Origin of the sequence: Thalassoglobus neptunius (genome assembly GCF_007859735.1) — a bacterium.
GTDB classification, from domain to species: Bacteria; Planctomycetota; Planctomycetia; order Planctomycetales; family Planctomycetaceae; genus Thalassoglobus; species Thalassoglobus neptunius.
The window spans coordinates 233,707-254,122 of the sequence record NZ_SIHI01000001.1; the positions used below are offsets into that span (position 1 = coordinate 233,707).

At 52.5% G+C, this 20,416-nt stretch carries 14 protein-coding genes; 5 read left to right on the top strand and 9 right to left on the bottom strand.

Features of this window, described 5'->3' with window-relative positions:
* The first annotated feature begins 464 nt into the window (after positions 1-464).
* Positions 465-5,591 carry a PVC-type heme-binding CxxCH protein gene (locus tag KOR42_RS00920; protein ID WP_231740561.1) on the top strand — a complete coding sequence of 1,709 codons (5,127 nt, stop codon included), beginning with the start codon at positions 465-467 and terminating at the stop codon, positions 5,589-5,591.
* Between the two features lie 301 nt (positions 5,592-5,892).
* Here KOR42_RS00920 and KOR42_RS00925 read toward each other — a convergent pair whose 3' ends face one another.
* A complete protein-coding gene (locus KOR42_RS00925; RefSeq protein WP_146506752.1) occupies positions 5,893-6,387 on the bottom strand; it encodes a YciE/YciF ferroxidase family protein in 495 nt (164 codons plus the stop codon).
* A 623-nt stretch (positions 6,388-7,010) separates the two neighbouring features.
* Between KOR42_RS00925 and KOR42_RS00930 the strand changes: the two genes are divergently transcribed.
* The gene (locus KOR42_RS00930) at positions 7,011-7,505 is read left to right on the top strand and encodes a hypothetical protein (RefSeq protein ID WP_146506753.1); all 495 of its coding nucleotides are present in this window, start codon (positions 7,011-7,013) and stop codon (positions 7,503-7,505) included.
* 129 nt (positions 7,506-7,634) lie between these two features.
* On the opposite strand, the gene KOR42_RS00935 is transcribed toward KOR42_RS00930, so the two are convergent.
* From KOR42_RS00935 to KOR42_RS00965, 7 genes are all read right to left on the bottom strand, one after another.
* The gene (locus tag KOR42_RS00935; protein ID WP_146506754.1) at positions 7,635-8,978 is read right to left on the bottom strand and encodes a DUF1501 domain-containing protein; all 1,344 of its coding nucleotides are present in this window, start codon (positions 8,976-8,978) and stop codon (positions 7,635-7,637) included.
* Positions 8,979-9,325: 347 nt separating this feature from the next.
* Complete coding sequence (locus KOR42_RS00940) at positions 9,326-9,613, bottom strand: hypothetical protein (protein WP_146506755.1); 288 nt, start codon at positions 9,611-9,613, stop codon at positions 9,326-9,328.
* Between the two features lie 116 nt (positions 9,614-9,729).
* Positions 9,730-11,013: a citrate synthase gene (locus tag KOR42_RS00945; protein ID WP_146506756.1), complete on the bottom strand. Its 1,284-nt coding sequence runs from the start codon at positions 11,011-11,013 to the stop codon at positions 9,730-9,732.
* 294 nt (positions 11,014-11,307) lie between these two features.
* On the bottom strand, positions 11,308-12,312 hold the full coding sequence (nadA, locus tag KOR42_RS00950; protein WP_231740562.1) for a quinolinate synthase NadA: 1,005 nt from the start codon (positions 12,310-12,312) through the stop codon (positions 11,308-11,310).
* A gap of 225 nt (positions 12,313-12,537) precedes the next feature.
* A complete protein-coding gene (locus tag KOR42_RS00955; protein ID WP_146506757.1) occupies positions 12,538-13,296 on the bottom strand; it encodes a tetratricopeptide repeat protein in 759 nt (252 codons plus the stop codon).
* A 206-nt stretch (positions 13,297-13,502) separates the two neighbouring features.
* Entirely contained in the window at positions 13,503-14,081 is a 579-nt protein-coding gene (locus KOR42_RS00960) for a hypothetical protein (protein WP_197440747.1), read from the bottom strand.
* Between the two features lie 142 nt (positions 14,082-14,223).
* Positions 14,224-15,801 carry a type II and III secretion system protein family protein gene (locus KOR42_RS00965; protein WP_231740564.1) on the bottom strand — a complete coding sequence of 526 codons (1,578 nt, stop codon included), beginning with the start codon at positions 15,799-15,801 and terminating at the stop codon, positions 14,224-14,226.
* A gap of 474 nt (positions 15,802-16,275) precedes the next feature.
* Here KOR42_RS00965 and KOR42_RS00970 point away from each other — a divergent pair, with 474 nt between their 5' ends.
* The 3 genes from KOR42_RS00970 to KOR42_RS00980 all read left to right on the top strand — a co-directional run bounded on the left by KOR42_RS00970 (position 16,276) and on the right by KOR42_RS00980 (position 18,740).
* The gene (locus KOR42_RS00970) at positions 16,276-16,836 is read left to right on the top strand and encodes an RNA polymerase sigma factor (protein ID WP_197440749.1); all 561 of its coding nucleotides are present in this window, start codon (positions 16,276-16,278) and stop codon (positions 16,834-16,836) included.
* Positions 16,836-17,639: a hypothetical protein gene (locus KOR42_RS00975; protein WP_146506761.1), complete on the top strand. Its 804-nt coding sequence runs from the start codon at positions 16,836-16,838 to the stop codon at positions 17,637-17,639. Before KOR42_RS00970 ends, KOR42_RS00975 begins: the two co-directional genes overlap by 1 nt.
* Positions 17,640-17,831: 192 nt before the next feature.
* The gene (locus KOR42_RS00980; RefSeq protein ID WP_146506762.1) at positions 17,832-18,740 is read left to right on the top strand and encodes a PDZ domain-containing protein; all 909 of its coding nucleotides are present in this window, start codon (positions 17,832-17,834) and stop codon (positions 18,738-18,740) included.
* Positions 18,741-18,911: 171 nt separating this feature from the next.
* Here the strand turns inward: KOR42_RS00980 and KOR42_RS00985 are convergent, their stop codons facing one another.
* Positions 18,912-20,402, bottom strand: coding sequence for an arylsulfatase (locus KOR42_RS00985; protein WP_231740566.1), 1,491 nt, complete (start codon positions 20,400-20,402; stop codon positions 18,912-18,914).
* Positions 20,403-20,416 lie beyond the last annotated feature (14 nt).

A 20,416-nucleotide genomic window follows, 5' to 3' on the forward strand; every position in this document is an offset into this window, starting at 1 on the left:
TTGTTCTGATGAAACAGCGCATGCGAGTGCACAGGATAGAGCAACTTGCTCCAGACGAAAAACATCTTCACCGCTCACCTTGTGTTAGTTGATTCAGCCACTGCGTCAACAGGGTGAGGAACGAAACACAGAGATGGTGCTCTGTACTGGAAGTCGCGCGAGATGGAGTTGTTTCGCGCGGCTTCTTCCATTTCTTATTCCGTACCGAACCGTTTCGTGAGTTGCAATTGCAGCTTCTCAAGACGCGAGGAAGTTCTGAAACAGTGGCAGCGACGCGATTCTTCAAGTCCACTAAGAATGTTTGGTTGTCGGCGGAAAGTGAAACTTCTGTCTGGTAGGCGCCAACCAACGTCGTTCTCTACAATCTCGAAAACGAATCAATTCCTGAACATATTTCGAAGCGGCGGCAGCGCCGTGAGTTCGATCAGAGAAATGACAGTATGAGGTTGTCGATGAAGCATTTGATGACGTTAAGTCTGCTAATGTGCTCGTTCGCTTTCTGCGTGACGAACCGGGCGAATAGTGCTGATGACGGTTTTCGTCCGATCTTCGATGGGAAGACTCTCAACGGGTGGAAAGGCGAGGACGGCTGGTGGAAGGTTTTCGACGGTGCCATCGTTGGTGAATCAACTTCCGATCAGCCCCTCAATAACAATACCTTTCTCGTCTGGGATCAGGGCGAAGTTGACGACTTCGAACTTCGCTTGAAGTTTCGAATCTCCGGAACTGAAAGGGCGAACAGCGGAATTCAATTCCGAGGGGCGCTTCGCGATGACGGGCATGTCATCGGATATCAGGCAGACATCGACCGAGCTGGGGAGTGGATTGGCTCCCTTTACGACGAAGCGACCAAACGCGGACCGCTCGCGAAACGAGGACACAAATCGACTGTCACCGAAGACGGAAAAGTCGTCTCCGAACAAGTTGCCGACCCTGCGGAACTCTTCCAGAAGATTGATCTCGAAGACTGGAACGAGTACTCGATCACTGCTCAAGGGAATCGATTGATCCTCAAGATCAATGGTCATGTCACCGCAGACGTCACCGACAATGATCCCAATGGCCTCGATCGGTCCGGAGTGTTGGCTTTGCAATTGCACAGCGGACCACCGATGAAGATCGAATTCAAAGACATCCAATTGAAGCGATTGCCACTTCAGGATGGCTACAAGAAAGTTGTCTTCGTCGCTGGCACCCCGAGCCATGGTTATTTCTCGCATGAGCATAATGCGGGCTGCAAACTGCTCGCGAAGAAGCTTGCCGAATCAAACGCGAAAGTTGTCTCTGCTGTCTATACCAACGGATGGCCGAAAGATCCGACCGCATTCGATAATGCAGACACTGTCGTTTCTTATTGTGATGGAGGCGGACGTCACTACTTAAATGATCGACTTGAAGACTTCGACCGTCTCGTCGAAGAGCGCGGCGTCGGTCTCGTCTGTCTGCACTACGCTGTCGAAACTGTGACTGGTGCTCCGGGCGAACATTTTCTCGACTGGATCGGCGGATACTTTGAGATCGACTGGTCTGTTAATCCGCACTGGCTGGCCAAATTCGACGAGTTCCCCGACCATCCTATTTCGAATGGAGTCGAACCGTTCGAAATGAACGATGAGTGGTATTACCACATGCGGTTTCAGCCGGAGATGGAAGGAGTCACCCCCATCCTGTCGGACTTACCGCCACGTGATTCCCTGAACCGTCCTGACGGACACCATTCCGGAAACCCATATGTCCGAGAGGCGGTTCTTGAACGCAAAGAACCACAACACGTTGCATGGGCATACGATAGAAAGGATGGCAAAGGACGAGGATTCGGTTTTACCGGAGGGCACTTCCATAAGAACTGGCAGGACGACAATTTTCGCAAGGTCGTCTTGAACGCCATTCTCTGGACAGCCAATGCCGAGGTTCCCGCCGAAGGCATCAACTCACCTACGCCGACACAGGAAGAACTCGAAGCGAACCAGGATTACCCGAAGCCTGATCGCAAGAACACGAAGGCCAAGCCTCGGAAAAATCGTGAGCCCGTCGCTGCAAACCAGAAGAAGTCTTCAGATCAGGTCAGCGATAAGCCAGCCGCAGCTTCGAAGGTGATCACTTCGCAAACCACCGGTCATGCCGAAACATTGGAAGCGAACATTGCGGGTGCATCGAAACTTTTCCTCATCGTCACCGATGGCGGGGACAATTATTCGTGCGACTGGGCAGACTGGGCCGAGCCGAAACTTGTCGGAGATGGCACATCCAAGAAACTGACAGAATTGAAATGGAAGGCCGCCACGTCCGATTGGGGTCAGGTGAGCGTTGGTAAAAACGCAGGCGGCGGGCAACTCAAAATCAATGGCAAGCCTGTTGCTGACGGAATCGGGACACATGCCAACTCGATCATCGAATATGAACTTCCCAAAGGTCACACGTTCAAGAAGTTTACCGTCCGGGGGGGACTGGACAACGGCGGAACGGATCAAGGCGGCGGAAACGCCACCAGCGTGCAGTTTTTCGTCTTCACAGACGCTCGACCGTCGAAAGAGTTCCTCGCCAAGGTGACCTCAAATGAAGGAGCTGCGCTCACACAAAGTCATGAGTCCGATCTCGCCGTTGAGCAACTCAAGGTCCATGATGACCTCGCTGTGACTCTCTTCGCTTCGGAACCGATGATGACCAATCCAGCGTCCATCGATGTCGATCATCTCGGCCGGGTCTGGGTCTGTGAAGCAGTCAACTATCGTGCGTTCCGAAATGCGGACGTCATCGGCGATCGAAAACAGGGTGACCGAATCCTCGTTCTCGAAGACACCAACTCCGATGGGAAAGCCGATCAGTACACCGTGTTTTTTGAAGGACACGACGTTGACTCCGCACACGGGATCCTCATCCTTCCAACTCCCGATGGTGTCGGATTACGAGCACTCGTCTCGGCGAATGATTCCGTATTCTTCCTCATCGACGACGATGGAGACTTAAAAGCTGATCGCAAGGAAGTACTCTTCTGCAGAATCAGCGGAGCCCAGCACGACCACGGAATTCATGCGTTTCACTTCGGTCCCGACGGGAAGCTGTACTTCAACTTCGGGAATGAAGGAAAACAGATTCGCGACAAGAATGGCGAACTGATCGTCGATCGCGCAGGCAACGTGATTAATAACTCGCGCAACCCCTATCAGGAAGGAATGGTTTTCCGCTGCAACCTCGACGGATCCGAGATGGAGACTCTCGGTTGGAACTTCCGCAATAACTGGGAAGTCTGCGTCGACTCATTCGGAACGATGTGGCAATCGGACAATGACGACGACGGGAACCGCGGGGTGCGGATCAACTATGTGATGCCATACGGGAACTATGGCTACAAAGATGAAATGACCGGAGCCGGATGGAGAGAATACCGCACCGGCTGGAACGATGAGATTCCACTGCGGCACTGGCACTTAAACGATCCCGGAGTGGTTCCGAACTTGCTTCAAACCGGTCAGGGTGCTCCGACTGGAATCTGCCATTACGAAGGAGAACTGCTTCCCGAAGTGTTCCGCGGCCAGCCAATCCATTGTGATGCCGGTCCGAACATCTGTCGCGCCTACATCACGAAACGATCGGGAGCCGGGTATGTCGCCGAGACTGTCGACATCCTCGACGGAACCGCAAACAAATGGTTTCGCCCGTCCGATGTCTGCGTCGCTCCGGATGGATCACTGATTGTCGCGGACTGGTACGATCCGGGCGTTGGTGGTCACCGGATGCAGGACATCGAACGTGGCCGATTGTTCCGGGTTGTCCCCAAAGGAGAAGGACTTGAAGCCAAATACACCGTCAGTCCGCTTGACGTTTCGACTCCCGCAGGAGCCGTCGCTGCCCTCAGCAGCCCGAACATGTCGCGTCGATACCTCGGCTTCACAGCACTGATGGAAATGGGAGAGGATGCACTTCCGGAACTTCGAAAACTCTGGAACTCTGACAAACCATATTTGAGAGCTCGAGCTTTGTGGGCAATCGGCAAGTTAAACATTAGTGCTGATCAACGACTCGAATACGTCCTTGCCGGAATGCACGACGCCGACGTCGATATCCAGATCACCGCGATCCGGCTTGCTCGTCAAATTCTCGACGTGATTCCCCAGGAGAAGTACGAAGGGCGAGTTTCCCTGAATGACATGGACGATGCACTTGCACGGGAGCTGTTGATCACCATTCGTGACATCGACGTTCCACACGAAGTTGAACTGTGGGGGCGTCTTGCAACGGGTTACGACGGAGAAGACCGCTGGTACCTGGAAGCACTCGGAATCGCAGCAGAGGGGCAATGGGATGAATGCCTTGACGCTTTCGTCGACCAGGGAGGTGACCTGAATTCCGCTGCCGGTCGTGAGATCATCTGGCGTTCGCGCGGAACGCGGACCCCGGAACTGCTCGCGAAGATCATTCGTGATCCGGAATCCTCGACAGCCGACGTCACGCGATATTTCCGGGCGATGGATTTTCAGGATGCCGAAGCCAGAAAACCTGTCCTCCTCGAACTTGCATTTGACGAGGTGAACGGCCTCGATCCGTCTCAATCGGCCTTGATTCGAGCTGAGGCACTGAACCGAATGCAGGGTTTTGACATCAGTTCAAATCCCAAATATGCCGCCGCACTTCGCCAGTCACTCGACGCCAATCGCGGTACCACTCAGTTTGTGAAACTGGTCGACAAATTCGGAGTGGAAGATCGCTTCAGTGACCTGCTCAAGATGGCTCAGGACGATCCAGTCAGCCAAATGGCTGTTGAAGCGATTCAAACACTCTACAACCACAAGCAGTTCAAATTAATCTCGCAGGCACTGACCAGTGAAGACCGCGAGACCGTCGAAAAAACGTTGACAGCTTTGGAGACAACAGCCGACGGGCGGAGTAATGGCCCGCTGCTCGCAATTCTCCGCGACGACTCTCAGCCGTTGTTCGCTCGCCGCGGAGCTGTCAAAGCACTCGGCGCAGCTCTTCCCGGAGCGAAGCAACTTCTGGAGATGGCGCAGAACGGAGAATTCTCTCCTCAAATCAAAGACGTTCTGGCAGCGACTCTGAATTCCGCTCAGTGGCGATCCATCCGCGAACCAGCAGCGAAAGTGTTCCCACCTCCTCCCGGAAAAGACACAACTCCCCTGCCTTCCATGAGCGAACTTGTGGAGATGAGCGGGGATATCGCCAACGGACGTGTCGTCTTTCACACCACCGGAACCTGTAACAAATGCCATCAGGTCAACGGCATCGGACAGGAGGTCGGCCCTGACCTTTCAGAGATCGGCAAGAAGCTGAGCCGGCCGGCAATGTTCGAATCGATCCTCTACCCATCCGCTGGCATCAGCCACAACTACGAGAACTGGATGGTCCTCACACTCGAGGGACAGGTCTATTCCGGATTGCTTGTCAGTGAGTCGGATACAGAACTAAAGCTGAAAGACGAAAAAGGGATCATCCGAACGATTCCTATCGTGTCGATCGAAGCGAAGAAGAAGCAGGATATCTCACTGATGCCCGGAGACCTCCAGAAACTGATGACCGTCGAAGAACTCGTGGATCTGGTGGATTACTTGCAGACCCTCAAGGAAAAACGCAACTGATCCTCGCGAGACACACGTGACCGGATCATAAAATGTTTGCGTTGACGACTGTTCCGGTTTCGTGCGGGTTTCCAATAACAATGTTCAAAATCAAAGAACGCTCCCGACACATGTTGGGAGCGTTCTTTGATTTCGACAACCACCGATTGACTGAATGATCACTTCCAAAGCCGGTCCGCTCTCGCGTGAAGACATCTTCATTCTCAATTGCCCAATCACAATTCCCAATTCAATTGTTCAGGTTGAGAATCAATAGAGGGTGAGTTGTTCGGGATGGTTCACTTTTCTTTCACGCGAAGATTCACCGATCCATCGCGAGAAAGTTGATGCGCCGTTCTGCGAGGCGACTCAGAAGCTGATCGGCGTGACCTTCTTCATTGAGTGTTTCCTGCAAGAGGTCAGAGTCGTTCTGGCGTCCCAGTTTTTCGGCATATGTTCTGGCAGTTCCGTAGCCGGCCATTTCGTAATGTTCCACTCGCTGCGCAGCAGCAACGAGAGCGGCATCGAGAACATTGAAAGAAATATCACTTTTGATGAGATGTTCCCCTTCCGTGATGAGTCCTTCCATTCCTGCACACTTGTGGCCACCGGGCTCGAATTCGAGTTGCTTAAAGATCTTCTCCAATCTCTGAATCTGATTCTTTGTTTCGGATAGATGTTCAGTGAACGCAGATTTCAGATCGTCGTCATTCGCAGCTTTGGCCATTTTCGGGAGAGCTTCAACAAGTTGGTTTTCAGCGCTGTAGAGATCTTTGAGTTCATGGACGTAGAGCTTCATCAGGGAATCGAGGTTCATCTTGAATTCTCCATCATTGCTTTCTGGTTGAATGATCTGTTCGCTGATCGACCAGGATGTCAGTTTGGATGCGAACGGATCGCTGAATAAAACAGCAATTACAGCGACCGCACTGAGGAGAAGCACTTCTCATGCCGCGAACTGAAGGATGCAATTCACGTCTTCCTCGATAGGCGAGCCATTATTGAGGTTTAAATAAATTCGAGTTGCCACAATGGACGAGGGAATTGGCCCAATGCGCGAAGCGTGATCACAACTTCGAATTCGCCGAACCAGTTGCCCGGAACTGAGTTTGCCGCTCACCGAAATTTGCAGTCGAGATCTCTTCTCGATACTCGCCAGAATGCGGAAATCGAAATGTTTGGCTGTTGCCGGAGTGATTCCTGGTCGGGCTTTGGTAGCATAGTGAGCAAGTGACAGCCTTCCGCGATCGGAGATCTGGGAACGAATTCTCTGAGAGTCCGATTGAGGAGAGTGATTTCTTTCGGCGAACTTTCGTCCATCCGGACTCCATCAACTTGCACGAGTCCTGACAACTCAAGCCAATTGAGAAAGTGAACTGAACAGAGAGACGCTTACTCGAGGTTCATTACGAAGCTGATAAGACAAAGGATCGATTCACGATGGCTCTACGCGATGATGTCGAGAAAGAATTGAATGTTCTTCGACAGGCCGGCGCAACTTTTCCGAATCAGGTTCGTGCGACGGATTCAACGGGACTGGTTCTCACCGTCGACGTGACCGCCGTTGATTCCATGAGCGTTGAGTTCTCAGAACTGACCCTGTTCGTGCCTCAACTTCAGTCGGCTGCTTTTGACGTACTGAAGCAGTGGGCCAGCGACTTGAGTCAGCGAATCACCTACCTGATGGAGAATATTGGACCGCTCGAGTTCGATCCGGCAACAGGGCAAGTTCTGATTCGATCGACTCCGCCGACCCAACTCCCCACGGGTACGGAATTCTTTGAGATCATGCTCTCGACGGTCGGATCAGGGACATTCACCCTGAAACGATTCAAGTCCATCAAAGGTCAACCGGGGCGAGATCAAGTCTCGATCCAGGTCACAACAGAATTGCTTCTCCGACTCATCGACGATCTGATTGCCACGATTCCCTGATCGAATTCCCGAGCGGAGGAAATGCGATCGAGGGCATTCTTCGATGCTGCTTGATGGAAGTTCCACCAGCACGCGCAGCGTCGACCACAGGGAAAGAATTCGGGGCATCGCACAGGCAAGAGCAACGCTCTAGCTGATTAACTCAGGCATTGGGCGATGGCTGTTCTGATCGATCAGAAATCGCGGACGTCCCTGGAAGTCATCGAGCGTCAATTGATCCACATCGATGCCGAGCGACTTGTAGAGAGTCGCAAAGACTTCCTGGAAGTGGACTGGTCGTTTTGAAGGCTCTTCGCCGAGACGATTCGTTTCTCCGATCACCTGACCATGTTTCATGCCTCCGCCTGCAAGCATTGCACAGGAGACACGAGGCCAGTGATCGCGGCCACCCTGTGGGTTGATCTTCGGTGTTCTTCCGAATTCTCCCCAAACGACAACCGAAATATCTTCCAGCATTCCGCGTCCGTCGAGATCTTCGATCAATGCACTGACAGCCTGATCAAGCATCGGCATGTCTTGTCTCGCTCGGGTGAAGTTCCCGCCGTGCCAGTCCCATCGGCTGAACGACAATGAAACGCAGCGGACTCCCGCCTCAATCAGTCGTCTTGCTTTCAGGAAGTTCGTCAGCAAACGTGTGCTTCCGTCGAACTGAAGCTTGTCTTCTCCGTATCCATAGCGATCCCGAACCGCCTGCGGTTCCTGCTCGAGATCGAGAGCGTCGGCGAGTTTGCTGGACGTCAAGATCCCAAACGCCTGCTGATTGAACGCGTCGAGACCTTCCATCATTCCGTTCTGGTCGACCTGTCTTCGGAAGCGATCGAACGACTTGAGAACCTGCTGTCGACTCGCAAGACGGTCGTTCGAGATTCCATTCAGTACGAGATCAGCTGCGCCGTCCCCATGCGGTGAAAACGGTGCGTGCGCCACACCGAGGAATCCTGGCTGACCGTTATCACCCCAGGGGACGTGTCTCGTTTTGGGAGAAAGCCCAACATACGCGGGAACGGCCGGGTCTTTGGGACCATACACCTTGGAAAGAACCGAGCCGAGAGCCGGCCATCCACCGGGGGGTTGGTTGGCAGTATGATGGCCCGTCAAACATTGAAAGGCATAGTGGTGTCCTGAAGCTCCCACGATGGATCGAATGAAAGTCAGCTTGTCCGCGTTGGAGGCAAGCTTCGGGAACATTTCGCAAATGTCGACGCCGGGGACTTTTGTCTGAATCGGGACAAACTCACCTCGCACCTCAGAGGGAGCATCAAGCTTAATGTCCCACATATCCTGATGAGGGGGACCGCCCGGAAGGAAGATCATGATGATCCCCTTGCTGGAAGCGGGATTGCGGCTGGCTTGTTCCGCTTTGAGAATCTGCGGAAGTGTCAGCCCGCCGAGTGCCAAACTTCCGATCCGGAGAAAAGAACGTCGGGAAAGTGCGTCGCACATCGGTGTGCGGTTTCCGAGGAGGGTCAACATCGTTCTAAATCCAGGCTGAGGTGGGAAACTTGAATGTGTTGCCGAGTGTCTGTCTCTGCTCCGGTGAAGAAGGAAGGAGGCAAAACAGAAATCACGACGACAAGAGTCGATGATCGTTCAGTTCAGGTGGGAAGAAGAGCAGTTCTCCCGCTCTCCTTTACTGATCAGTATACCTCAATGCGAAAACGAATGTCAATTTTCCGGGAAATTCCTCGACGCCATCAAGAGGCAAGTTGCCCGAACGGAATCCGTGTTGGCATCATCGAATCGACCGTGATTCCGTATCATCCCGAAAGAAGGGATGGAATTTCGAAAGAGAATGAATCGAAGAACTGACGTCCGGAACGCTAGGAAGATTCGTCCGGGGTCGGCTGCGAAGCGAGACGTCGGACTTCATACCAGGCGACAATCAGGACAACGATCAGCCCGACGGCGATTCCAGTCCCGAGGCCCTGCAGCATTCCGACTCCGGTCCCTAATTCCCGCAATTCTTCGAGTGTCGCATCCGGAAGGCCAAAGACTGTGCGATAGTACGTCGGCGTCCAAGAAGCGACCATCCACCCGATCCCCGCCCCCAACACGGCTCCTACAATTGCAGAAGCCATTGTGATTGCGAATCCTCGAAGCTCTGTCATGAGGAACTCCCGTTACGGCGGAACAATCACGACGCAAGCACGACACTGCGAATTCGGAAAACCTTGTCGATTCGGCAGACTCAATCGACTGCCGAGAACGTGGGGGCACCTCAGTGTTATCGATCTGAGATCGGCACAAAATCGAGGTTGCGTTCACCCAGATAGACTTGCCGTGGCCGCTGAATACGCTGGTCTTTGTCCGTCATCATTTCTGCCCATTGTGCCAGCCAACCGACTGTTCGTGGAATGGCGAACATCACAGGGAAGAGTGAGACGGGAAGACCAATCGCCTGATAGATCAATCCGGAATAGAAGTCGACGTTGGGATACAGTTTTCGCTTGACGAAGTACTCATCTTCGAGTGCGATCTTCTCAAGTTCCAAAGCAACATCGAGCAACGGATTTCGGCCGGTCACTTCGAAAACGTCATCCGCACATTTTTTGATAATGCGGGCTCGAGGGTCGTAGTTCTTGTAGACGCGATGGCCGAATCCCATCAGACGCAATTCACCATTCTTGCAGCGACTGACATATTCCGGAACGTTTTTGACATGGCCGATTTCGGTCAGCATTCGAAGGACAGCTTCATTCGCCCCTCCGTGCAGTGGTCCGTACAGAGCGGCCGCAGCCCCTGCCCAAGCGGAATAGGGATCGGCTTCTGATGACCCGATCGCCCGCATCACGCTTGTTGAACAGTTCTGTTCGTGATCGGCATGCAGAATGAACAGAATATCGAGAGCTTTGACGAGCGCTTCGTTCGGCTCGTAGTCGTTTCCGATCATCCTGAACATCATATTCAGGAAGTTCTTCGAATAACTCAGCTTATTGTTTGGGTAAATGTAAGGATGGCCCTGGCTGTGTCGAAAAGTGAACGCAGCGATGGTAGGGACTTTGGCAATCAGACGCTGAATCTGCAGCTTGCGATTCTCAGGGTCCTGGACGTTCTTTGCTTCCGGATAGAATGTCGACAAAGCAGCGACCGTGCTGATCATCATCCCCATCGGATGGGCGTCATACCGGAATGACTCCATCTGCCGTTTGATGTTTTCGTGAACGACCGTGTGGTGGTTGATGTCGTCCCGCCAGACGGAGAGTTCGTCGGACGTGGGAAGCTGTCCGTTTAGCAGCAAATAGGCCACTTCGGTGAACGAACTGTTCTCAGCGAGCGTTTCGATCGGGAATCCACGGTATTCGAGAACTCCTTTTTCACCATCAATATACGTGATCGAACTCTTGCAAGAGGCCGTGTTGGTGTATCCCGGATCGTAGGTCATCAATCCGAAATCGTCTTCTTTGACTTTGATTTGACGAAGATCGAGGGCGCGAATGGTGTCATTCTCTACCGGAAGTTCGTAGGTCTTTCCGGTGCGATTGTCAGTGATTGTCAGCGATTCGGCCATGGCGTGTCTTTTATTGCTTTCTCATCACGTCGAGAGATGTCATCTCGGGATATTTCCGTTATCGGCGTAGCGCGGCGTATCCATGATGGCAGACAATCGAGGGCGTACAAGTCTACCATTCGATTTTCTCCACGTTCCGTCAATCTGACTCCTGTCTTGTGTCCGGGTCCACTCAAGTTGGAATGAGCTGTCGCCTCGCGAGGAATCGTCTCTCTGCCGCAGTCACATCTCCAATGATCGACGATCGCACCGGAATGTCAGTCTGTGAGGCGGAATGTTCCTCCTGATCGGATATTACTGCAACAGACTTCGTGTCACGACTTCCCGAGCTTTATCGAAATACGGTTGCCATTCGATTTCGGGTTTCCCTCGCTTGAGACAGTCCCGGACCTTCGCCAGAGTATTTCGTGCCATATGAGGACAACGATTGCAGGCGCAGGTCTCTCCGGTGTCGGTCATGATTCCCGGAACTGGAATGAACTCGTGTTGAGGAGCTGCGTTCTCGAGCGGATAGATCATATTGGCTTCAGTTGCGACGAGGAATTTTGTGGGCTCCTGAATTGAGGCGCAATACTGCTTCATCCGTTCCGTTCCGCCGATAAAGTCGGCGACTTCGAGAATATTCTGCGGGCATTCGGGATGGGCGATGACGACCGATCCGGGCGTGCTTTTCTTTGCTCGAATAAGATCCTGCAAGCTGAACACTTCGTGGACCATGCACGATCCGGGCCACAGAATCATCTCGCGTCCGGTCACTTCAACCAGATAGCGGCCGAGATGCTGGTCCGGAACGAAGAGAATTTCCTTGTCTTTCGGAACTCGCTCTTCAACGACTTCGCGAGCGTTCCCGCTGGTAACAATCCAGTCGCAGAGACTCTTCACAGCTGCAGAAGTGTTGATGTAGGCGACGGTCTGAAAATCGCGTCCCTCTTCTCTCAGCTTTTTCTGATAGGCGGCCAACTGATCAGCAGGACAACTGTCAGAAAGCGAACATCCCGCCTGAAGATCCGGGAGCAGAACGGTCTTTGACGGATTCAGCATTTTTGCCGTTTCCGCCATGAAGTGAACTCCGGAAAACACAATCGTCGATGTTTCGACCCGAGCTGCATCGCGTGCAAGCTGTAGTGAATCCCCGGTAAAATCGGCAACGTCCTGGATTTCTCCATCGACGTAATAGTGGGCCAGGATTGTGGCGTCCTTGGCTTTCTTCAGACGATCAATCTCGTCCATCAAATCCAACGGGTCTTCATAGATCCCGACTGGTTCATCCACAATTGGCATTAAGTTGTTGTCTCGCATATTTTCCTCCGGCCTCATTATAGCTTCACCGCTGTTCAGGTCACGAGTGCGGGACGAATTCACCGTTCGATTCGGAAATTCAGCAAGTCAGGGTGCGCTGACCGATATTGGCTGACTTTTTGAACGCTTGAAGGACAGGCACGAGCGAGTGCCTCTGAAAGAGATCGATGCTCGAAAAGCGATCGCGTCAACGCGGAATCACCGAAGGAACAGTTGAAGGAACCGCTATTCCTGCGATTCTGATTCCGCATGAACGAGTTGAATCGGAGACTTGTCTTCCGTGGACGGAGAATGTTGAGCCAATAGTGTTTGAAGCTCGAGAACTTGCACGATGCCCTCAGCGGCGTTCGTCAACTTGGGATTCACTGAGAGAGCACTGTTGTATCGGGCCAGTGCGAGGTCAGTCTCTCCTCGCTGGGCATGGATGTAAGCAATGTTCGAGTTGGCCTCAGCTTCCGACATGACACTTTTGTAAAGAGAGTAGGCTTCGCTGATTCGTCCCTGTGATCCAACTGCCAGCGCGAGATTGTTCACTGCCCGTTCATCTTCCGGGTGAATGTTGAGGGCTTCTCGAAGAAATTCTTCGGCCAGTGCGAAGTCTCCCGACAAGAGATACGCATAGCCGAGATCAGTTTTGACTTCGTGGTTTCGCACAGCCATCGAATCCGCTTCCAGCAAATAGGTAATGCCTTCTTCGATCTCGCCTGTCCGAACGAGAGTGACACCAAGCCTGTGCGCGATGGATGGGTCTTCAGGGTTCGAAGTGTAAAGTTCCCGATAGATATCGAGAGCGGTGAGTAAGTCGTCGTCAGATTCTTTCGCGCGAGCAATGCTGAACTTCAGATTCGACTCTGAAGACATCTTCGCGCCTTCCGGTGTCGCAGTGACCACGCTGTTCGAATACAGCGAACATCCCGCTCCGAAGGAAATCAGCGTCACAGACGCAATCAACAATGTGTATGCCGGAAGTTTTGACGGGAACATTGAGGACTCACCCTTGTTCTTCGTTTCACGAATTCTCACAGATGTGATCCTGGATGCTGTTTCATTTCAATCTCTGACGGAATCGGTGCGGAGATCGGTGATCGTTCGAAGCGTCGGGACATTGACGCACGAACGGATCAGGCAAAACAAAAAACACAATGACTGAAAGGACAAGTTCTCGCTGAATTGATAGGGACACGGATCATCTAAAACCCGCCGACTCCTCCGGAGAAGCCGCCCCCATACGCGCCGCCGTAGTTGCCACCGTAACCTGATTGCGAACTCATTCCTCTCGCATAGGCTCGTTGAGCTTGTGGCCCCGTGAATCCGGGAGTCAGCGCCGGGCCGACCACGACACGATTCTCCGCTTCGTACATCCCCATCGCAGTCAGTGCATCCACGATGAGTTGACGCCGATGCTCGTCGAGTTCACGGTTGTTGTTCACCGGATAACGAAACTCCGATTCTGGATCGATGCTCATTGAACTGCGTTCGATAATGACCGGATACGGAGTCGACTCGATGCGGGCTGCTATCTGCTTGACGTGATCTTTTCCCGCAAGATTCAAATCGACGCTGTTTCCGTTCCATTCATGTTCGTAGATCACGAAGTCAGAAGCTTCGGCGTTTGACTCTTGCTGCTGCCAAACCGGATCGGACAAGGTCCCGAGCGGCTGCGGTGTGATATCACCCATGTCCGCACATTTCTCACATGACGTGCATCCCGCGAGCATCCCGGAGGCTGTCAGAATGGCTGCAAATGTTTGAATTCGCATTGTGCTCATAGTTTTGAAGTTCCTCAGACTGAGAAGCACGCCGTCGAGAGTAAGAGCATGTTGCTCGTGCCTGCACTCGTTAGGACTGATTGGCACGGGTTCCGTTTTGCTGGCTCGTGCGAATTCGTAAAGGCTCTTTTCGAAAAGTGTTCTACTGGCTGAATCCATGTGCCCCGTTCAGGAAGTACGAAGAAGACTGATGATGTTTCTCGCACTCGAAATATCCACAACGTTTCATCCGGCTTTTATACAATGGCCAGACCGTACTTCTGTGAAAACTTTCGTTGCGACCTTCGAGGTCTCCAAAGAAGAAGAAGTCGAGATCGTTGGGTTCTGTCACTTCCATTCCCGGAAGAATTTGAGGCGCTTGATCGGGTTCCAGTGGATGGACAAGTTCCGGAGAAACGAGGATCAAAAGCTCGGTCTCATCTCGTGAAACCGACTTCGATTCGGTGATCATATTGAGACCGGGAATTTCTCCCAGAAACGGAAGGCGAGTCGACTCCGCACTTTGTTGTTCCTGAATCAAACCTGCGATGGCAAGCGTCTGCCCTTCTCGCAAATCAACGACGGTGCTTGTGGAGCGAGTGTCAACGCCCGGGATTCCCTGGACGGAGTTCGATTTGTTCAACGTCGAAAACGACGGAGCGACACGAAGGCGGATGCGGTCTTTATCAAGCACTGTCGGTGTAAAGTCGACCGACGTTCCAAACCCTCGAAAACTCGTCGTTGCAGCCTGAGCCCCTCCCACTCCAACCACCGTTGGAACGGCAAACTCACCGCCGGACAGGAATGTTGCCGACTCACCACTGAGGACAACCAGATTCGGTTCTGAAAGGATCTTCGCATTGCCATTCGTCACGAGGGCTTTGAGAACCACCTCGAAACTTCCATCAGAGAAGGTCCCCGTCGACAAAACGTTTCCGCCGCCAGAGAGAATGCTGGAGAACATGAATTCTTTGATATCGAACCCGATGTCGGCCCCCAGTTCTCTGCCTGCCGATCGCTGCAATTCTGCGATTCGAACCTTCAACATCACCTGCTTTTCTCCGGGAACTTCCAGAAGATTGACAAGTCGAACTTCGGGCAGATAAGAGGCATCCGGAAATGGTTGCGCGGCGGTTGTTGAAGAGAGAAGCGTATTCAACTGGCCGTTCGTTGCGTTTCCAGCGTTCTCACCGATGACTGCCAGAATCTGAACAGCTTCCTGTTCGTCGCGTGCCTGTCCGCGAATGATGAGCTTATCCGCGATCGGAATCAGTTGAACCCTGCTATCCGGAAACATCTCATTGATCATCGACTGAAGCTCGTGATACTCCAATCGACGTTGTCGATCGACTCCGTCGTCTTTCACAACCGTCACCAGCATACTGAGCAGCGTCGGATCGAGTTCGTCTCCCAGCCACAGAGTTACCGTGGTGCTGCCAGTCTCTTTCCCGATGATTTCAATTTCCCGCGTTCCGAACGCCACAAACTCGAGAATCGTGGGGTCCGCCACAGCAGCCCGGAAGATATCCTTCTTCATTCGAAGGATTTTCGAGCGTCGTTTGCTGACTTCAAGCTCAACCTCGGCGCTGACGACTTCTTCCACGAGAGAAGAAACTTTCGTCTGTACCTGTTGAGCTTCAAGTTGCCCTCGATCTCCGAACCCAACAGTCACAGCGGCCGCAAACGCAATGATACGAATGATCAGAATCGGACGCGCAGAATGTTCGAATTCTCTCCTCATGGATCCATCCACTAGTCGGTCGTCCACTTCGTCTCGATCTTTATAGAAGTTCACACATCTGGCGCACTTCTGCGTCCATAGTAGTTTTCGACACGAAAATGAGTGATTCGACATCATGTTTGCCGGGCAGTTCGAAAATAATCGCTATTACCGGAAAAGTTTAACACGCACGGAAGTCGTATTCCCCGAACACGATTCCCCATAAGTCTTTTGAAAGTCAGGACTAATGACTCTCAATCCGGAAGGGCAACCGAATTTCCGCGAAGAAGGTCGCAGGCAGCACCGCCATGCTCCACACACCAGTTGACACAGTTCTTTGGCGGAACCTGCATGCAGAAGTCCCCATTTCCTCCATTGGTGGCTTTGACTCCGAGTTCCGTAAGGTGTCGCGATCTCGACACAAATCGTTAGAATTTGTCAGAAAAGCGTCAGAACATTCTGTCCGGCGGCAACCATTCAGGAGACATGATCGAGGTGGCAGAGAAGATTGCGGCAACTCAATCACACGAAACTGAGGACTTATTCTGGATCCGTCTACTGGAAGAGAATGAGAACTGGCTTCGTGGAGTGCTACGTAATCGTCTCCATTCCACTGAAGAAGTCGATGATGTCTTTCAGGAGCTCAGTGTCGCTGTCAGCCGTCGTGATTTGCGTCCCTCGGATTTGACAAAGGCACGTTCCTGGCTGTACCGCGTCGCGATTCGGCAGGTTTTGCAGTATCGAAGAAAATCGGGACGCTATCGACGTCTGGTTGAGAACAATCAGGCGTTAACTCCCCGATCAAACTTCGCGGTGGAAGATGACCCATTGGCGTTTCTGGTGAGAACGGAACGCGCAGAAGTTCTTCGACAGGCGCTCGCTGACCTCGGCGAACTCGACCGGGAAATCCTTCATTTGAAGTACGTCGAAAACTGGACTTATCAGGATTTGTCAGAAAACCTGGGGGTCTCGAAGAATACAATTGAGCATCGACTTGTTCGGTCCAAGAAACGATTAAGGAGTCTCCTTGCTCAGTACTCTGAGGAAGATGTCTGATGAAAATTGATGATGTAGTAATTCAACGCTGCCTGGATGGTGAGCTCAGTGAACCGGAACAAATTGAACTGATCCGTCAGTTGGATGCTGCGCCGAACCAGTCGGGATGGAGAAAGCTGGCGATCGAGTACCTGGAAAACCAGCTGTTCCGCACCGCTCTGCAACAACGATCCGAACAGCCCATCGCTCAAGGCACAAAATCCGTCGCACCGGAATTCAGTCCGGAAGCGACCTCAGCTTCTCCATCGCCCGAAGCAACCAAGATCAATTCCTCGGAACAGAGTCGAAGCAGCACTTCCGGATTGCATCGAATCCTGCCACTTGTCGCAGCAAGTTTGATGATCGGTCTGTTCTCCGGAGGATTTGGCGTTCACTTAGCGTCTAATTCGTCTCCGTCGATTCAAGCTGTCGACCCGTCACAGCCTCGGGGAACGTTTGATCTCGGAGCGATTAAAGATGGAATTGAATCCGGAGCCATTGCTGTCGGAACAGGACATCCGCTTCGGAACGGAGGATGGGGCCTGAATCAGGGTGCTGGGAGAAACGAGCTTCCTCCGGGACAGGTTCCCAGTGGAGTTCCCGACTTCACACACCTTGTTAAGAATCAAAACGAACCATCTCCCAACCGTTCCCTTGTTCCGTTTACCAACCAGGATGTCCCGTTGGACTGGCGCGAACAAATGGAGAGAAGTGGTTACGAATTGAAGAGAAGCCCGCAGCGTTCGTTTCGTGTGAATCTGGGGAACGGCCGTCAGGCGATTATTCCGGGACATAACGTTCAGGTGGTGCCTGCCGTACAATAAATCGTCGCTGAACAAATCATCGCTGAACCAAACACAGGACCAGGCATTCGTCGCTTCACTCATCACCATTCCTTGTGGAGCAGTTGAACGTTGTGAAGCAACTAAACGTTTCGATGACACATTCACGACTGACCGATGCTTGAATGAACAGCGAATGAAGTTTGTGACCGCTCGAGAGAGGAGATTCGACAGATGCTGACAACACGCAAGACACGGACGCAGACACGTCTGATGTTGGCTCTGTTCGCAGCAGTTCCAATCTTGTGGGGTGGCAGATCCGCACATTTAAGTGCCGCTCAACCCTCTGAACCGGAGTCTTCTGAGACGACCTCCGATTCGAGTGCACTGTCTGAAGTCTCCGAAAACATTCGAGAAATCCTGATCTTCGATTCATTCGGACGACCGCGTCTGTTTCGGATCGATTCAGGACGTCCTGTCGAACTCCCTTCACCGGGCACTGCAGTTCATATTCAGAATCTGGAACAGACAGTCGACGAGAACCGGATCGTCGTCGGAGCCGTTTTGAAGCCGCTTCCCGAAGGACTTCATGGACTGCTGGGAATCGAAGACGGTGTGGGATTCTTGATCATCCACGTTCTCGAGGACGGTCCCGCAGCCAAAGCGGGAATCCTTGAACACGACTTACTCCTGGAACTGGACAAAACTCCCATTCGTTCCATTCCCGAATTTCGGGAGATCATCGAGAAATTTCATGATCGCGAGTTGGACGTCAAAATTCGCCGAAAACAGGAAATCCTGAACCTCAAGGTCCGCCCGGTCACATGGTCACAGATTGAGGCAGATGACATTCAACGAATGGAACAGGAAGTTCCTCCCGAGATGGAAATCCCGGGCTTCGCTTTTCCGGACGGTTCGAACATCTTGAGCATTCAAAGCGCCGACGAGAGTGAGACGAACGCTCCCTCAACAGATGATTCGAAGCAAGACGTCAACGCGAGCGCAGCTGCCGAGATTCATCAAGCTTGCGAAGAACTTCGAGCCGAACGGGCACAAGTTCAGGAACTGCTTGATCAGCTTCGAACTGCCATCAAACATCTTGAGATGAAGCAGGCGCAACAGGATTCAAAAGAATCTGATTGAGTCTCTTTTCCGGCCAGATTATGAAGTGCAGCCGCTCATAAGCGTGCGAGATCACATCGGCCTGCAGAGCTGATACGTCATCAGCCGACAATTCTGCGATTCCGACGGAACAACAACGCTCGAAAAATCCGATGTGCCGAACCGCCGGTATCTCAGAATCTTAGTCACTCATCAGAATTGCGGTTCTTTCCATTCCGGAATCCCCACAGTCGTTGACTGCTCTTCAAACTGAACGTGGAACGGTCGATACGGCAACATTGGAGCCGATTCGTTGACCATCATCGGAACAGTTTTCTTCCACCAGCGATCGTATGCTTTCGTGAATCGTTCCACGACTTCCGGATGATCGTCGATCACATTGCTGGTCTGTCCGGGATCTTTCTTCATGTCGTAGAGAGCATCTTTTCCGACCATTCGAAAGCGCTGATTCCGGACTGCGAAGTTGCCCCACTGACTTTCATTGGGATCTTCCCCGGTCTTCCAACGACCTTTGTGAGTGAAGAGAAGTCGCCCTTTCCATTCCTCGTCGGAGTCTTCAATCAACGGCAACAGGCTTCGCCCTTCGACCTGCCCTGCCGGGTTCTCAGCTCCTGCCAGACTCGTCAATGTTGGGAACAGATCGATGTGGGCAGCGATGCGATCAATGTCTTTACCTTCTTCAATCCGCCCCGTCCATCGAATGAAAAACGGAACACGAACTCCGCCTTCGTCTGCGGATCCTTTGAGACCTTTCATCCCCGCATTGTAAGGATAAAGCTTCTCTCCTTCGGGGCTCGTGCCGATCATCTTTCCTAATCGTCCGGAGCCTCCACCAGTCATTCCATTGTCGGACATAAAGATCACTACTGTGTCATTGGCAAGATCCCATTCGTCGACCTGCTTGAGAAGACGACCGAGATTTTCATCAATGTTTTCGATCATCCCATAGAAGCCAGCTTCTTTTTCAGAGAATCCGAGATCGAGAAAACGCTGAGCGTTTTCAGGTGGGGCGATGAAAGGACCGTGCGGGGCATTGGTCGCGATGTACGCAAAGAATGGTTCGTCCTTGTCCTTCATCTCATTGATCCAGCCCAGGGCTGCGGAGAAGAACAGATCAGTACAGAATCCCTTCGTCTTCACAAACGAACCGTTGTGTTTGATCACAGGATCGAAGTACTTGTTTCCCGGAGCATCGGCACAGCTGCAATCGTAGGCTTGACCGATTCCTCCGGCTCCATGAATGAAGGCCTCATCAAAACCTCGATGATGGGGTTGGTACTCGTCTTCGTCACCGAGGTGCCACTTCCCGAAAATCCCGGAAGTGTAGCCAGCAGTCTTCAACGCCTGGGGAAGCGTTACCGCGTCCAGCGTCATCCGTTCGCGTTCGAGAATCGTGTGCGTGACGCCGTTTCGCATCGGGTGTCGGCCAGTCATTAACGCCGAGCGAGTCGGCGAACACGTTGGCGCCACGAGAAACCGCGTCAGTCGTGTGCTCTGATCATAAAAGTGATCCATGTTCGGAGTTTCGATCCACGGATGCCCGTGTCGACCCACCGGAGCGTATCCCTGATCATCTGTGATCACGAGGATGATGTTCGGTTTTGAACCGACAAGAGACTCCGCGAAGCCTTGGGAAGGGCAAAGAATAGCCACGATCGCAACAGCCAGAATTCCGCGCACCATGTTCATTTTTCCTG

Bases quoted from the DNA above. Each gene is read 5' to 3' on its own strand.
- KOR42_RS00955 (WP_146506757.1), bottom strand. From the start codon at position 13,296: ATGTTCCCGTCAAAACTTCCGGCATACACATTGTTGATTGCGTCTGTG.
- KOR42_RS00965 (WP_231740564.1), bottom strand. From the start codon at position 15,801: ATGAGGAGAGAATTCGAACATTCTGCGCGTCCGATTCTGATCATTCGT.
- KOR42_RS00935 (WP_146506754.1), bottom strand. From the start codon at position 8,978: ATGTTGACCCTCCTCGGAAACCGCACACCGATGTGCGACGCACTTTCC.
- KOR42_RS00945 (WP_146506756.1), bottom strand. From the start codon at position 11,013: ATGGCCGAATCGCTGACAATCACTGACAATCGCACCGGAAAGACCTAC.
- KOR42_RS00930 (WP_146506753.1), top strand. From the start codon at position 7,011: ATGGCTCTACGCGATGATGTCGAGAAAGAATTGAATGTTCTTCGACAG.
- KOR42_RS00925 (WP_146506752.1), bottom strand. From the start codon at position 6,387: ATGAACCTCGATTCCCTGATGAAGCTCTACGTCCATGAACTCAAAGAT.
- KOR42_RS00980 (WP_146506762.1), top strand. From the start codon at position 17,832: ATGCTGACAACACGCAAGACACGGACGCAGACACGTCTGATGTTGGCT.
- KOR42_RS00985 (WP_231740566.1), bottom strand. From the start codon at position 20,402: ATGGTGCGCGGAATTCTGGCTGTTGCGATCGTGGCTATTCTTTGCCCT.
- KOR42_RS00960 (WP_197440747.1), bottom strand. From the start codon at position 14,081: ATGAGCACAATGCGAATTCAAACATTTGCAGCCATTCTGACAGCCTCC.
- KOR42_RS00975 (WP_146506761.1), top strand. From the start codon at position 16,836: ATGAAAATTGATGATGTAGTAATTCAACGCTGCCTGGATGGTGAGCTC.
- nadA (WP_231740562.1), bottom strand. From the start codon at position 12,312: ATGCGAGACAACAACTTAATGCCAATTGTGGATGAACCAGTCGGGATC.
- KOR42_RS00920 (WP_231740561.1), top strand. From the start codon at position 465: ATGACGTTAAGTCTGCTAATGTGCTCGTTCGCTTTCTGCGTGACGAAC.
- KOR42_RS00940 (WP_146506755.1), bottom strand. From the start codon at position 9,613: ATGACAGAGCTTCGAGGATTCGCAATCACAATGGCTTCTGCAATTGTA.